At 70.3% G+C, this 14,574-nt stretch carries 14 protein-coding genes; 10 read left to right on the top strand and 4 right to left on the bottom strand.

Going from position 1 to position 14,574, the window contains the following annotated elements; genetic code table 11:
* Positions 1 to 7: 7 nt before the first annotated feature.
* Positions 8 to 679, bottom strand: a complete 672-nt coding sequence (locus ACYQ1K_RS09350; RefSeq protein WP_459982571.1) for a murein hydrolase activator EnvC family protein — start codon at positions 677 to 679, stop codon at positions 8 to 10.
* A gap of 396 nt (positions 680 to 1,075) precedes the next feature.
* Here ACYQ1K_RS09350 and rpsB point away from each other — a divergent pair, with 396 nt between their 5' ends.
* The 6 genes from rpsB to ACYQ1K_RS09320 all read left to right on the top strand — a co-directional run bounded on the left by rpsB (position 1,076) and on the right by ACYQ1K_RS09320 (position 5,730).
* A complete protein-coding gene (rpsB, locus tag ACYQ1K_RS09345; RefSeq protein WP_459982570.1) occupies positions 1,076 to 2,041 on the top strand; it encodes a 30S ribosomal protein S2 in 966 nt (321 codons plus the stop codon).
* 42 nt (positions 2,042 to 2,083) lie between these two features.
* Positions 2,084 to 2,893, top strand: a complete 810-nt coding sequence (gene tsf, locus ACYQ1K_RS09340) for a translation elongation factor Ts (RefSeq protein ID WP_459982569.1) — start codon at positions 2,084 to 2,086, stop codon at positions 2,891 to 2,893.
* A 126-nt stretch (positions 2,894 to 3,019) separates the two neighbouring features.
* Positions 3,020 to 3,733 (top strand): UMP kinase, encoded by a 714-nt coding sequence (gene pyrH / locus ACYQ1K_RS09335; protein ID WP_459982568.1) that lies wholly within the window; start codon positions 3,020 to 3,022, stop codon positions 3,731 to 3,733.
* Positions 3,734 to 3,775: 42 nt separating this feature from the next.
* Entirely contained in the window at positions 3,776 to 4,330 is a 555-nt protein-coding gene (gene frr, locus ACYQ1K_RS09330; RefSeq protein ID WP_459982765.1) for a ribosome recycling factor, read from the top strand.
* Between the two features lie 22 nt (positions 4,331 to 4,352).
* Positions 4,353 to 5,276 (top strand): phosphatidate cytidylyltransferase, encoded by a 924-nt coding sequence (locus ACYQ1K_RS09325; RefSeq protein WP_459982567.1) that lies wholly within the window; start codon positions 4,353 to 4,355, stop codon positions 5,274 to 5,276.
* Between the two features lie 91 nt (positions 5,277 to 5,367).
* Positions 5,368 to 5,730 carry a hypothetical protein gene (locus ACYQ1K_RS09320; RefSeq protein ID WP_459982566.1) on the top strand — a complete coding sequence of 121 codons (363 nt, stop codon included), beginning with the start codon at positions 5,368 to 5,370 and terminating at the stop codon, positions 5,728 to 5,730.
* A 7-nt stretch (positions 5,731 to 5,737) separates the two neighbouring features.
* Here ACYQ1K_RS09320 and ACYQ1K_RS09315 read toward each other — a convergent pair whose 3' ends face one another.
* The gene (locus ACYQ1K_RS09315; protein ID WP_459982565.1) at positions 5,738 to 6,430 is read right to left on the bottom strand and encodes a type 1 periplasmic-binding domain-containing protein; all 693 of its coding nucleotides are present in this window, start codon (positions 6,428 to 6,430) and stop codon (positions 5,738 to 5,740) included.
* A 175-nt stretch (positions 6,431 to 6,605) separates the two neighbouring features.
* On the opposite strand from ACYQ1K_RS09315, the gene ACYQ1K_RS09310 reads away from it, so the two are divergent.
* The 3 genes from ACYQ1K_RS09310 (at position 6,606) to rlmN (ending at position 10,746) form a co-directional block, all read left to right on the top strand.
* Complete coding sequence (locus ACYQ1K_RS09310) at positions 6,606 to 7,811, top strand: HupE/UreJ family protein (protein ID WP_459982564.1); 1,206 nt, start codon at positions 6,606 to 6,608, stop codon at positions 7,809 to 7,811.
* 193 nt (positions 7,812 to 8,004) lie between these two features.
* Positions 8,005 to 9,534: a purple acid phosphatase family protein gene (locus ACYQ1K_RS09305; RefSeq protein ID WP_459982563.1), complete on the top strand. Its 1,530-nt coding sequence runs from the start codon at positions 8,005 to 8,007 to the stop codon at positions 9,532 to 9,534.
* A gap of 87 nt (positions 9,535 to 9,621) precedes the next feature.
* Entirely contained in the window at positions 9,622 to 10,746 is a 1,125-nt protein-coding gene (gene rlmN / locus ACYQ1K_RS09300) for a dual-specificity RNA methyltransferase RlmN (protein WP_459982562.1), read from the top strand.
* Between the two features lie 120 nt (positions 10,747 to 10,866).
* On the opposite strand, the gene ACYQ1K_RS09295 is transcribed toward rlmN, so the two are convergent.
* Positions 10,867 to 11,250, bottom strand: a complete 384-nt coding sequence (locus ACYQ1K_RS09295; RefSeq protein WP_459982561.1) for a hypothetical protein — start codon at positions 11,248 to 11,250, stop codon at positions 10,867 to 10,869.
* 12 nt (positions 11,251 to 11,262) lie between these two features.
* Positions 11,263 to 13,443, bottom strand: coding sequence for a CDP-alcohol phosphatidyltransferase family protein (locus tag ACYQ1K_RS09290; protein WP_459982560.1), 2,181 nt, complete (start codon positions 13,441 to 13,443; stop codon positions 11,263 to 11,265).
* A 94-nt stretch (positions 13,444 to 13,537) separates the two neighbouring features.
* Here ACYQ1K_RS09290 and ACYQ1K_RS09285 point away from each other — a divergent pair, with 94 nt between their 5' ends.
* Positions 13,538 to 14,557: a zinc-dependent alcohol dehydrogenase gene (locus ACYQ1K_RS09285; RefSeq protein WP_459982559.1), complete on the top strand. Its 1,020-nt coding sequence runs from the start codon at positions 13,538 to 13,540 to the stop codon at positions 14,555 to 14,557.
* Positions 14,558 to 14,574: the final 17 nt, after the last annotated feature.

The following is a 14,574-nucleotide window of genomic DNA, read 5'->3' as shown; positions in this document are numbered from 1 at the left end:
TCGTCCGTCACCCGAAGGTCAGAACCAGCCGCAGCAGCGGCGGCCGCCAGGCGGCGTACGGCCCCTGCAACGGCGTGGGAGCCCGGCCCGCGGACGAGGGCCCGGCGGAGGACCGGGGCGGGGAGCCGCCTGCGCCAGCCGGATCGTCGCGCCACAGCGGCAGCAGCCGGACCGGGAGGACCCCGACGAGGCGCAGCGGATCGAGATAGGTGTCGTCGAGGTCGCGGATCCAGCCCCAGTGCAGGCATGCCCGCGGCAGGCAGTGGGAGCCGCCTGCGGTCAGCGTGCCCAGCACGTCACCGGTCGCGAGGGTGTCGCCGAGTGCGACGCTCGGCGAGACGGGCTCGTAGGTGGTGCGCGTCTCGCCGTGCTCGACGACGACGACGCCGCGTCCGGCCAGCGCTCCTGCGAAGACGACCTTCCCCGGCAGCGCGGTTCGCACACGCTGTCCCGCTCTGCCGAGGAGGTCGACGCCGCGATGTCCGGACGCCCAGCGCGTCGCCGGTGGGTCGAACCGCCTGACGACCTGAGGAGTGGGGGAGAGGGGCCACGCGCCGACCGGATCCGACGCCCCGGCAGCGCTGGCGCGCGGCGCGCCGAGGAGCAACCACGCGGCCAGCAGGACGACGACGAGCATGCCGCCGGGGAGCCGGGTCGGGACGGCGGTGGGAGACCTCATGCGGGTGACGATGCCCCGACTGCGGCCCTCGTGCGGAGCGCTGTGGGAGGCTTCGTGGAGAACGTGGGGCCGGCGCCGGGCTGTGGACACCGATCGGCCCATCGGCCGGATTCGCCCGTGGCGGGCTGTGGAGACTATTCTTGAGCGTGCAACCCGCATGGGTTGACTTCGCACGTCCGCAGACCGCGACACCACTCGCCTCCTGAGCGGTGACCGCCCGTGGGCGCGTCCCTCAGTCCCGAGCGATCGGGTCGGGGCGCGCGTGGACGTCAGGGCCCGGCTGAGCCTGAACCGGGCGGCAACTGAAAACCCGACCGGAGCCGACTCCGGCTCGTCCTCGATCATGCAAGGACGGGCATCACGGAGCGCGGCCCCACCACAAGGAGAAGAACCACCATGGCAGTCGTGACCATGCGCCAGCTCCTCGAGAGCGGCGTCCACTTCGGACACCAGACCCGTCGCTGGAACCCGAAGATGAAGCGCTTCATCATGACCGAGCGCAACGGCATCTACATCATCGACCTGCAGCAGTCGCTGGCCTACATCGACCGGTCCTACGCCTTCATCAAGGAGACCGTCGCCAAGGGCGGCGTCATCCTCTTCGTCGGCACCAAGAAGCAGGCGCAGGAGGCGATCCAGGAGCAGGCGACCCGCGTCGGCATGCCCTTCGTCAACCAGCGCTGGCTCGGCGGCATGCTGACCAACTTCTCGACGGTGCACCAGCGGATCAACCGTCTCAAGGAGCTCGAGGAGCTCAACTTCGACGACGTCGCCGGCTCGGGCCGCACCAAGAAGGAGCTGCTCGGCCTCAAGCGCGAGAAGGACAAGCTGGAGAAGACCCTCGGTGGTCTGCGCGACCTCGGTCGCACCCCCAGCGCCGTCTGGATCGTCGACACGAAGAAGGAGCACCTCGCCGTCGAGGAGGCTCGCAAGCTCCGGATCCCCGTCATCGGCATCCTGGACACCAACTGCGACCCCGACGAGGTCGACTTCCCGATCCCGGGCAACGACGACGCCATCCGCGCCGTGGGTCTGCTGACCCGCGTGGTCGCCGACGCCGTCGCCGAGGGCCTCATCGCCCGCTCCGGCGCGAAGACCGCCGAGGGCACCGAGCAGGCCGAGCCGCTCGCCGAGTGGGAGCGCGAGCTCCTGGCGGGTGCCGAGGGCAACGAGGCCGCCACGGAGGCTCCGGTCGAGACCAGCGCCGAGACCACCGCCGCTGCCGCCGACCAGGCCATCGCCGAGGAGACCGCCACCGAGGCGACCGAGGAGACCGCCACCGAGGCGACCGAGGAGACCGCCGCCGAGGCGACCGAGGAGACCGGCGCCGAGGCGACCACCGAGGCCCCGGCCGAGGCCTGAGCGACTCCCGTCCACCGACGTTAGACCCGAAGAGGAAGACACATGGCTTACACCGCAGCCGACGTCAAGAAGCTCCGTGAGCTGACGCAGGCCGGCATGATGGACTGCAAGAAGGCGCTCGACGAGACCGACGGCGACTTCGACAAGGCCGTGGAGCTGCTCCGCGTCAAGGGTGCCGCCAAGGCCGCCGCCCGTGCCGCCGAGCGCGAGGCCTCCGCCGGCCTCGTGGCCGCCTCCGGCAGCGCCCTGATCAGCCTGAAGGCCGAGACGGACTTCGTCGCCAAGAACGAGGCCTTCGTCAGCGCCGCTCAGGCGATCGCCGACGCCGCCAACGCGAACAAGGTCGGCGACGCCGAGGCGCTCAAGGCCGTCTCGCTGGGCGACAAGACGGTCGGCGAGACCGTCGAGGAGCTCGCTCGCACCATCGGCGAGAAGATCGAGCTCGGCGAGGTCGCCTACTTCGACGGCAACACGACCGTCTACCTGCACAAGAAGGCCTCCGACCTGCCCCCGACCCTCGGCGTGCTCGTCGAGTTCGAGGGTGACGAGGCCGCCGCGAAGCAGGCCGCTCAGCAGGCTGCTGCGCTCCGGGCGCAGTACCTCACCAGCGACCAGGTCCCGGCCGACGTCGTCGCCGCCGAGAAGGACGTGCTGACCAAGAAGACGCTCGAGGAGGGCAAGCCCGAGGCTGCCGTCGCCAAGATCGTCGAGGGTCGCATCGGCGCCTTCTTCAAGGAGATCGTGCTCCTCGACCAGGAGTCGGTCTTCGAGGCGAAGAAGTCGGTCAAGCAGGTGCTCGACGCGGCGAACACGAGCGTCTCCCGCTTCGCCCGCTTCGAGGTCGGCGCCTGATCCGCAGCGATCAGATAGGTTTCACCTGACGTACGACGAGGAGGCCGGTCCGATGGCACATCAGCTGTTCATCGGGCCGGCCTTCTCGCGCGTCCACCCCCACTCCGACCACGGAAAGGTCACCGCGTGACGGCGTACAAGCGTGTTCTCCTCAAGCTCTCCGGCGAGGTCTTCGGCGGCGGGCACGTCGGCGTCGATCCCGACGTCGTGCAGACCGTCGCCAAGGAGATCGTGGCGGTGGTCGAGGCGGGCGTGCAGGTCGCGGTCGTGACGGGCGGTGGCAACTTCTTCCGGGGCGCCGAGCTGCAGAACCGCGGCATGGACCGGGCCCGTGCGGACTACATGGGCATGCTCGGCATCGTCATGAACTGTCTGGCGCTGCAGGACTTCCTCGAGAAGCTCGGCGTCGACACCCGCGTCCAGACCGCGATCACGATGGGCCAGGTCGCCGAGCCCTACATCCCCCGGCGCGCGATCCGGCACCTCGAGAAGGGCCGCGTCGTCATCTTCGGTGCCGGCATGGGGCTCCCGTTCTTCTCCACCGACACCGTCGCGGTCCAGCGCGCGCTGGAGAGCAAGTGCGACGTCGTGCTGGTCGCAAAGAACGGGGTCGACGGCGTCTACTCGGCCGACCCGAAGAAGGATCCGACCGCCGTCAAGTACGACCAGCTCACCTACGCCGAGGCCATCGCCCAGGGTCTGCGCATCATGGACCAGACGGCGTTCGCGCTCTGCGGGGAGAACAAGCTGCCCATGGTCGTGTTCGGCATGGAGCCCGAGGGCAACATCCTGCGCGTCGTGCAGGGTGAGAAGATTGGCACCCTGGTCAGCGCCGGCTGACGCCCCGCGACCAGCAAGAACTCTGACGAAGGAGCACCGGTGATCAACGACACCCTCAACGAGGCCGACGACAAGATGAACAAGTCGGTCGACGCGACGCGTGAGGACTTCGCTACCCTTCGCGCCGGCCGGATCACGCCCACGGTCTTCAACAAGCTGACCGTGGAGTACTACGGCACGCCCACCCCGATCCAGCAGCTGGCCACCTTCACCAGCCCGGAGCCGCGCGTCATCGTCATCGCCCCCTTCGACAACACGGCCATGCCGAACATCGAGAAGGCCATCCGCGACAGCGACCTCGGCGTCAACCCCTCGAACGACGGCCGCGTCCTCCGCGCCGTGTTCCCCGAGCTCACCGAGGAGCGTCGCAAGGAGTACATCAAGCAGGCCCGCGAGAAGGCCGAGGGCGGCCGCGTCGCCGTCCGTCAGGTGCGCCAGAAGGCGAAGCACACGCTGGAGAAGCTCGAGAAGGACGGCGAGATCGGCAAGGACGACCTCACCGGTGCCGAGAAGCGGCTCGACGCGATGACGAAGAAGCACACCGACGCCATCGACGACCTCCTCAAGCAGAAGGAGGCCGAGCTGCTCGAGGTCTGACCTCGAGCACCGGCTCCCCTCGATGACCGACACGCCAGCGCCGGCACCCGCACCCGACCACCCGGGCGACGGCGCGCCCGCCAACGCGCCGACCCAGACCGCTGCGAAGGATCACGGCCGCGCCGGCCGCGACCTCAAGGCCGCCATCATCTCGGCGGTCGTGCTGCTGTCCGCGATCGCCCTCTCGCTCTTCATCTGGAAGACGCTCTTCATCCTGATCGTCGCGGCCGCCGTCGTGGTGGCCGTCTGGGAGATGCGCAAGGGCCTGCTCGCCAAGGACATCGACCTGCCCGAGCAGCCCTTGATGGTCGGCGGCGTGGTGATGGTCGTCGTCGCCTACTTCTGGGGGACCAACGCGCTGGTCACCGCCACCGCCGTCGCGGCGCTCGCGCTCATGCTCTGGCTGCTCCACCGCGGCGTCGAGGGATATGTCAAGACCGCCACCGCGTCCGTCTTCACGTTGATCTACGTCCCGTTCCTCGGTTCCTTCGTCGCGCTGATGCTCGCCGAGGGAGGCACCTGGCGCGAGACGGGCATCGACGACGGAGTGAAGGGCATCATCACGTTCGTCCTGGTGACGATCGCCTCCGACATCGGGGGGTACGTCGCCGGCGTTCTCTTCGGCCGGCACCCGATGGCGCCGGTCATCTCACCGAAGAAGTCCTGGGAGGGCTTCGCCGGCTCGGCCCTGTTCACCATCGTCGCCGGCGTGCTGCTGGTCGTCCTCCTCCTCGACGGCGACTGGTGGGTCGGTGTGGCCCTCGGCGTCATCGCCGTGGTGATGGCGACCCTCGGCGATTTGTGCGAATCCGTCATCAAGCGCGACCTCGGCGTCAAGGACATGAGCCACGTGATCCCCGGCCACGGCGGCCTCATGGACCGGCTCGACTCACTCCTGGCCACGATCGCCCCGATCTGGCTGCTGCTGCACTACGCCGTCTTCTAGCTCCTGGCGTCCACGCACTGGATGTCCCGGATCGACAGGGGCACCGGCGCTATGGTCGAGGAGAACGTCCTCGACCGGGTGAGGAGCGCCGATGATCCAGCTGCGACACCAGTCCGCCGGCCACGAGGTCGCCATGACCGGGGAGCGCGGACCCGACTGGTGGCACCGGGACCACCCGGTCTTCACGCCGCTGTGCGGGTTCTTCTCCGGTCTGGCCTTCATGCTGGTGGTGCCCAGCCTGTTCGCGGGGTTGCTCGAGACGTTCTTCGCGCAGCACACCGTCTCCGACCTCTTCCCACTGGTGCTCGTCGCGCTCCTCGTGCCGGTCGTGCTGGTCGCGCGCGGGAGGAGTCGCCGCTTCGGGCTCTACTTCGTCCTGGGCATGGTCGCCACCGCCGTGGTGGTCCTCGGCGTCGCGGCTCTGGTCGTCTGGATGATGACCGCGACCGCGTGACGCCGGCTCAATCGACCCAGACGACGTACCCGCTGTAGCCGGCGACGACCGCGGCAACACCCGCGCGGACCGCCCGCGCGCCGCGCTCGGGGGTGAACGACGCCGCGTCGTACGTCGACGCCGTCCCCAGCCCCTCGCCGCGGTAGGAGGCGCCCTTCCAGTCCGCCGCCGTCACGTTGGCGGTCGGCTCGGCGAGCTCGGCGCCCAGGACGAGGAAGCGCTGGTCCAGCCAGCTTGCGCTCACCAGCGCCAACGGGTCGACCAGGCCGTTCCCGACGGTGACGATGAGGTCGCGGTCGAGGTGGAGGGCGCTCTGGATCGAGGCGACGTACCTCATCGGATTGTCGGCGACGACGCGCACCAGGTCGACATGGGCCTCGCGCGCCCAGTCGACGACCGCAGTGCTGAGCGTGCGTGCCGTCCTGTCCTCCTCGGTGGTCAGGAGCACGACCCGGTAGCCCTTCGGTGGGCTCGCGGCGACCCAGGACCCAGGGCTCGGCGTCATCGTGCCGCCCGGGGGCGGGGGAGCCGATGGCGTGACGAACCCGGGGCCCAGCGTGCCGGCCCCCGCAAGCGGTGAGACGGGCGCACCGTCGGCCCCGATGCCTGTGCCGGCGGCCGCCGCGCCCGTGTTCGGCGAGGCGGCACATCCGGTGACTGTGGCGATGACCCCGGCGACGATCGCAGCGGTGAAAGCCACGGCGGCGAGGCCGTGTGACGAGCGGACGGGCACGTGAGCCTCTCAGAGAGCGAAGATTGCGGGCCCTGTCTACCTCACCATGACGGCAGGGGACCAACCCCGCGCGCGACGTTTCCGTGGGTGTTCGCGGGCCGTATCCCGATCGTTCATCAGGCTCCGAGAGCGTTCGGCGGTCATGCTGAAGCTTCGCGCCCTCGGGCTCCTCGTCCTGGCCGTCCTGATGCTCGTCCTCGGGACGGGCGCCACCCCCGCACAGGCCCACGGCTTCACCTCGGTCGTCTATGTCAGCGCCACGCAGCCCGAGCGCGGGCACGTGCGCGTCGACCTCGGCCTCGAGTACGACCTGCTGATGGTCTCGGTCGCCGACACCGAGCACGACGACGCGCTCTTCAAGGAGGGCGACCCCGCCTGGCAGGACGGCGACCTGGCCGGCCAGGCGACGGCACTCGACCACCACCTCCCCGCCCTGATGAGGTACGTCGACCGCCACTTCCGTGTCGAGGCTGGGAAGGCGGTCTGCCTCCCGACCGTCCAGGGGGCGACGCGCGTCGAGCTGCGTGACGTGCCCTATGCCCACGTGGTCGTGGATTACGCGTGTCCGACCGGCGCGCTCGCGCACCGGATCACCAGCACGCTCTTCCCTGACGACGAGGGCTACGTCCGCGGGACCAAGACGATCGTCACCTACGACCTCGACCTCCGGCGCGGGTCCGCGGCCCTCGAGGCCGGCCACACCTCGTTCTCCACCGACCAGTCGACTCCGGAGCGGTTCTGGGAGTTCTTCCGGCTGGGCTGCGAGCACCTGCTGACGGGCATCGACCATCTCCTGTTCCTGCTGGCGCTCATCGCAGGGTCGCGACGGCTGCGCGAGGTGGTGCTGGCGGCGACGACCTTCACGCTGGCCCACTCGGTCACGCTGCTGCTGGCGGCACTCGGCCTCGTGGCGGTGCCGCCGGCGATTGTCGAGCCGATCATCGCCCTCTCGATCGCGGTCGTCGCCGGCTGGCACCTGTGGCGACTGTGGCGCAACGGTCCGCGCGCCACGGACCTCGTCACGGCGGGGACGAGCCACTTCGCGTTGGACCGGGCGGGCTGGGCTCGCCTCGCGGTCGTGTTCTGCTTCGGTCTGGTCCACGGTCTCGGGTTCGCGGGCGCGCTGGGCATCCAGCAGGCGTGGTCCTGGACCTTGCTCTGGTCGCTGGTGGTCTTCAACCTCGGCATCGAGTCGGTCCAGCTCGGCCTGATCGCCCTCGTCTTCCCGGTGCTCGCCCTGCTGCGGCACCGCGTGCCGCGTTACGGACTCGCTCTGACCGGTCTCATCGCGCTCGTCGTCACCGTGTTCGGGACCGTCTGGTTCGTCGAGCGTGTGGCCGGGAGATGACCGGTGCGCCCGCCCTCACACCGGCCCACCACCGGCGATGAGCGTGGAGGAGAACCGGACTCCTGAGTAAAGAGTCGAATTCTTTCAGGAAAGGCTCAGGCATGCCCTGCTGTTCACGCGGCGTACATCGGTCCCCAGTCGGATGAGCGCGTCCGAACCACTCCTTCACCCTCTCCGAAAGGGAGAACGCCCCATGAAGCTCAGCCTCTCGACGCTCCCGAGGCGTCGACTCGCTGTCGGTGCGGCCGCCGTCTCACTGAGCGCGGCCGCCATCACCGGCGGCGCGATCGCGCTTTCGGCGACCGCTGCGGACCCCGCCACCTACAGCGGCGTCGTCCTCACCGTCGGCCAGACCGAGCAGTCGCGCGCCCTCGGCTGGTACACCACCGGCACCGCCGACGAGCAGGTCCAGCTCTCCACCGACCGCTCCTTCGCGGACGCCTCCGAGGTCGTCAAGGTCCCCGCGACGATCACGGCCAACACGACGACCGAGGGCAAGGCCGTCGCAGCCGGCAACGGCAAGGCCTACCTCGACGACCTGGACGCCAACACGACGTACTACTACCGCGTCAACGAGACCGGCACGGGCAACAGCTCGTCGGTCTACTCGTTCCGGACCGGCAACTTCGGCAACAACGACTTCGACTTCCTGTTCTTCGGCGACCCGCAGATCGGCTCGTCGGGTGACCCCGTCCGCGACGGCGACGGCTGGGTCGCAACGCTGGACACCGCGAAGGCGCTGTCCCCGAAGGCCGAGCTGCTCGTCTCGGGTGGTGACCAGGTCAACACGGCCAACAACGAGACCGAGTGGGCGAACTTCCTTCGTCCCGACGAGCTGCGCCAGATCCCGTGGGCCGCGACCATCGGCAACCACGACGTGGGTGGTGCCGGCTACGAGCAGCACTTCGCGCTGCCGAACACGATCGACCGCTCCGACGCGCTGTACGCCGACAAGACCAAGAAGTCGACGACCTCCGGTGGGGACTACTGGTTCACCTACAAGGGCGTGCTGTTCATCGACCTGAACTCCAACGCCTACAAGGCCGCCAACGACTCCGACCCGGCCCACGTCGCCTTCGTCAAGCAGGCCATCGCCGAGCACAGCGCCGGCACCAAGTACACCGTGCTGGTCTATCACCACGCGATCTACTCGCCGGCCGACCACGCCAACGACACCGACAACATCCAGCGACGTGTCGACTTCACGACCGAGTTCTCCAAGCTGGGCGTCGACCTGGTCCTCCAGGGTCACGACCACAGCTACTCACGCAGCTACGCGATCAGGAACGGCGTGAAGGCCAACCCCGACGAGCAGCCCGGCGCGACGTCGGTCGTGACGGGTCCCGGCGGCGTCATCTACGTGACGGCGAACTCGGCCTCGGGGTCGAAGTACTACGACCTCACGCAGCCTGACGCCACCAAGGGCGGCTACGGCCCCGACACGCTGACCGGCGGCGACGAGACGCCGGGCCACACGCGGCACTGGGCAAACTCGGTCGAGAACCAGGAGCACGTCCGGACCTACATCCAGGTCGAGGTCCGCAAGGACAAGCTCGTGGTCGAGAACGTCCGCGCCGGTGACTGCTCGGGCCCGAACGCTGCCGTCGAGCGTGGCAACGTCACGTGGTGCGGCCCGGACAACGGCACGAAGCCGGCCGAGCCGGTGGGCTCGGTCGAGGACCACGTCGACATCCGCCGCGTGGCTCCGAAGCGGGCCAAGTGACCTAGCGAGCCAGCAGCGACCCCGGAACTCTCCGGGGTCGCTGTCGTTTCGGCGCACCCGTGGGTGCGGTGGGAGACTGGGACCCTGATGTCAGAGCCGAAGCCCCTTCCCCTCGTCTTCGATGCGCCGCGCGGCCGTGCGAAGCCCCCGCGCCACCTGGCCGACCTCGACCTGGCCGAGCGTCAGGAGGCAGCCAAGGCGGCGGGCCTGCCCGGCTTCCGCGCGAAGCAGCTGTCGGTGCACTACTTCGAGCGACTCGTGCACGACCCGGCGGAGATGACCGACCTCCCCGCCGCTGCGCGCGAGGAGCTCGTCAGCACGTTCCTGCCGGAGCTGATGACGCCGATCCGCACGCTGGAGGCAGACGCCGGCACCACCCGCAAGACTCTATGGCGGCTCTTCGACGGGGCACTCGTGGAGTCGGTGCTGATGCGCTACACCGACCGCGCCACCATCTGCATCTCCTCGCAGGCCGGCTGCGGCATGGCCTGCCCGTTCTGCGCGACGGGGCAGGGCGGCCTGCAGCGGAACATGTCGACCGCCGAGATCGTCCACCAGGTCGTCGTCGGCGCCCGCGCGATGGCCTCGGGAGAGGTCGCCGGCGGTCCCGGTCGCCTCTCGAACGTCGTCTTCATGGGCATGGGTGAGCCACTGGCCAACTACAAGGCGGTCATCGGCGCCGTACGACGCCTGACCGACCCCGCGCCCGCCGGGCTCGGTCTCAGTGCGCGCCACGTGACCGTCTCGACGGTGGGCCTCGTGCCGCGGATCAAGCAGCTCGCGACCGAGGGCATCCCCGTGACCCTCGCGCTGAGCCTCCACGCTCCCGACGACGAGCTGCGCAACGAGCTCGTGCCGATCAACACCCGCTTCAGCGTCTCCGAGACGGTCGAGGCGGCATGGGACTACGCCCGCACGACGAAGCGCCGGGTCTCCATCGAGTACGCGATGATGCGCGGCATCAACGACCAGGGCTGGCGGGCCGACCTGCTGGCCGACGTGCTGAGCTCCTACGGCGACTGGGGCTGGGTGCACGTCAACCTGATCCCGCTCAACCCCACTCCCGGCTCGAAGTGGACCGCCTCCGACCCCGCCGACGAGCGTGAGTTCGTCCGTCGGCTGGAGGCCAAGGGCATCCCCACCACCGTCCGGGACACCCGCGGCCGCGAGATCGACGGTGCCTGCGGGCAGCTGGCGGCCGTCGAGGGCTGAGTCCCGCCGGTGTCGGGCGGCCCTTCAGTGCGCTGGATCAGCGCGACACGCCGTGCGGATCGGCGTGTCGCGCTCGGCGGGCGCAGCTGGGGGCCGCGGCCCGCGCCTGCCTGACGGCCGTCAGTGGTGCAGCGCGGCCGTGCGGGCGGATCCCAGATACCCCTCGCGCGCCAACCCCGTCACCGCGGCGGCGATCGCGACCGCCTCGGCGATGAAGGCCGTCCACACGTAGGGGCCGCGCCAGTGCTCGTGGACGCCGTACAGCCCGACGGTGACCGAGATGAGGAACGCCCCCATCGTCGACGCGCCGAACCCCAGCGCGAGGAACAGCGGCTCCCAGTCCCGCCAGACCAGCAGCAGGATGGCGATCACCACCCCGGCGACGGCGTTCACCATGAACGCGGGCCCGACGACGTGCTGGTCCTTGACGCCGTCGATCCACAGACGCAGGTGCACGAACGCGGAGACGAGCACGGCGAGTGCTGTGACGACTCGGATCATCATGGTTCTGTCCTTTCAGTGGTGCGTTGAGTGGTGCGTGGAGTGGGGTGTTTCGGCGCTGACGCGGGTCGCCCCGCCGCTGTAGGCGGCCAGGAAGCGGTCGCGGAACGCGTCCATCCGCCAGACGGGCGCGTCGGGTGAGGGATGCAGCCCGGCCTGCCAGCGCCAGCCGTCGATGGACGCGATCACCGCCGGGTCATGGGCGATCACGCTGACCGGCACGTCGTGGCCGGGGTTGCTGCCGCTCACCAGGCTGTGGGGCTGGTGGTCGCCGAGGACGACCAGCACGAGGTTCGGGTCGGGGCGCTGCACGAGCCAGGAGATGAGCGACTGCCAGGTGTACTCGATCGACTGCCCGTAGGCGGCCTGCACCAAGCTGGCGTCGCGGAGCATCGCGTCCGGGGAGGCGCCCTGGGCGGGCATCGGGTCGAAGACCGAACCGTCGCCGACGGCCGACCAGTCGACCAGGCGGGGTAGCGGCGCCCACGGTGTGTGGCTGGACACCAGGTCGATCTCGGCCATCACCGGTCGGCGTACGCCATGGGCGAGACCAGGGGTGAGCTCGTTGCGCTGGAGCGCCGCGAGCGTGAACTGGTCGGGCATGGTCGCATAGCTGAACCGCGGCCCCCGATAGCCGACGTTGCCGGCGTCGTAGAGCTTGTCGAAGCCGTAGAAACGCTGCCCGGCCGCCCAGCCGTTCGTCACCGACGGGATGTCGAAGACGGTGCGCCACCCCGCCTCCTCGAACGCGGAGGTCAGGGTGTCGTGGTCGCTGGCGAGGAGCTGGTCGTAGCGCTGCTGGCTGTCCACCCAGAGTCCGGACTCCAGCGTGGAGTGGGCGAGCCAGCTGATCCCTCCGAAGGTCGGCGAGGTGAGGAAGGCGCTGCGCGCCTGATATCCGGCCGCACGAAGCTGGCTCGTGCCGTGGTCCAGCACGGCGTCGACACCGGGGGAGTACGACGTCCCTTGCACCGCGACCCGTCCATAGCTCTCCACGAACACGAGCAGGACGTCCTTCCCGCGCAGACGCGTGAGCAGCCCGGCTGGCAGCTGCGGGTCAGTCGCGACCTCTCGGGCGAAGGCATGGCGGTCGGCGAGATCCGTGCCCACGGTGCGCACCTGGTCGACCGCCAGCGCGGACGTCTGCATCGAGGCCAGGCCCGCCCTCGTCACGACCGAGAGCGCGCAGACGACCGCGAGGACGGAGACGGCCGGGATGCTCATCCCCGGGTGACGGGCTGTCGCCGAGGCGACCCTCGCCACGGCGGCGCTGACCAGCACCGACAGCAGGACCAGCACCAGGAGCGCGGCCACGACGGCTCCGATGGCGACGACTGGCCCGCTGGTGTCACGCACGACGCCGAGGGCCGGGCCGAGATAGGTGACGTCGCTGAGGGGGTCGAAGCGCCGGTCGAGCACCGCGCCGAAGCCGATGTCGAGCGCTCGCACGAGGATCAGCAGGGTGAGGAGGACGCCGACGCCGATGCTCACCGGCCAACGCAGCGCCTGTGGCAGCACCACGGCGAGCACGAGGAGAGCGATCAGCTCCACGGGGAGGCGGAGCAGGGCGTTAGGAGAGAGGTCGCTGGCCCGGTCCGGCGCCACCAGGGCCAGCCACACGAGGGCGAAGGCCACCAGGGTGACGACGGCCGACGTCCGCGGCACCCCCGCAGGGCGCGCCCGCCAGAGCTGTCGGATCTGGTGTGCGAAGGACTCGACCAGAAGGAGGAGGGCGACGCCGAGCGCCACCGGGGCGACCGAGCGCGGCAGGACCCCGGCCACGAGCACGGTGAGGACGATGCCCTGGATGGCCGCGACGACCTTGGCCCAGAAGCGCGGCGGCGTCTCGCCCCGCAGCCACGGCCAGCACCAGCCGGCGACGAGGAGCAGGTAGCGCGCCAGGCCGATGAGGAGCGCCCACCAGGCGATAGTCGTGGCGACCAGCACGCTGAGCACCAGGACGAGGAACGCGTCGACCTCCATGTCGTAGCGCGCCCCGAAGCGCGTGCAGCGGGTCCTGCGGGCGACCTGACCGTCGACGGCGTCGAGGATCAGCGCCACCGTGGACAGCGTCACGATGAGGGCGGTCTCAGTGGGCGCGACGAGGGAGCGCGCGACGAGTGCGGCCACGACACACGCCAGCACCAGGCGGACGGTCGTCACCGCGTCGGCCGGTCGAAGATGAACCCTCGGCATGTCGCCTCCGTGTTGTGGGGTACGACAGGGGTACGACGCCCGCAGCGCTCTGGTTCAGCAGGCCGGTCGAGAAGGCCGGGAAGGACGGTTCGGTATGGCGGCGACGGCTCGAGCATTCGTGGTCGTGCGGCCGGGCGTGGGCGAGATCCGTGACGTCGCGGTGCGTGAGCCAGGTCCGGGCGAGGTGCGCGTGCGCACCCTGCACAGCGGCATCAGCCGCGGCACGGAGACACTCGTGTTCCGCGGGGAGGTGCCAGAGGATCAGCGTGACCGGATGCGGGCGCCGTTCCAGAGCGGCGATGTGCCGGGCCCGGTGGTCTACGGCTACCTCAACGTCGGGGTGGTCGAGGCCGGTCCGCCCGCCCTGCGAGGGCGGACCGTCTTCTGCCTGCACCCCCACCAGACGGCGTACGTCGTCCCCGCCGACGCCGTGGTCCCCGTCCCCGACGGCGTGCCCGCCCGACGGGCCGTCCTCGCGGGCACGGTCGAGACGGCGGTCAACGCCCTGTGGGACGCCGCCCCGCTCCTCGGAGACCGTGTCGCGGTGGTGGGCGCCGGGATGGTGGGCTGCTGCGTCGCGCGGCTCCTGGCGCGCTTCCCGGGGGTCGAGGTGACTCTCGTGGACGTCGACAAGCGTCGAGCGGAGGCCGCGGAGGCCCTCGGTGTGGGCTTCGCGACGCCGGACGAGGCCCCCCAGGTGGCGGCGGGGTGCGACCTCGTCGTGCACGCCAGTGCCACCGGCGAGGGACTGCAGCTCGCGGTCGACCTGCTGGCCGACGAGGGCACCGTCCTCGAGATGAGCTGGTACGGCGAGCGGCCGGTCAGCCTTGCGCTGGGCGGGGCCTTCCACTCCCGGAGACTGCGGATCGTCGCCAGCCAGGTCGGTGTGGTGGCGCCGGCTCGCCGCTCGCGCCGCAGTGGCCTCGACCGGCTCGCGCTGGCGCTCGCGATGCTGCGCGACGACGCGTTCGAGGTGCTGCTCACCGGCAGCTCACCGTTCGAGGAGCTGCCGCGGGTCATGGCGGATCTCGCCGCCGGCATGCCCGCCCTGTGCCACACGATCGACTACCCGGACCACCAGCACGACTGTGCCGACCACGACCCGGAGGGCTGACCCATCGCACGCGACAA

It is taken from the genome of Nocardioides sp. AN3, from assembly GCF_054653495.1.
Note: the sequence above shows the minus strand (reverse complement) of the source record. Positions and strands in the feature narration are given on the sequence as shown.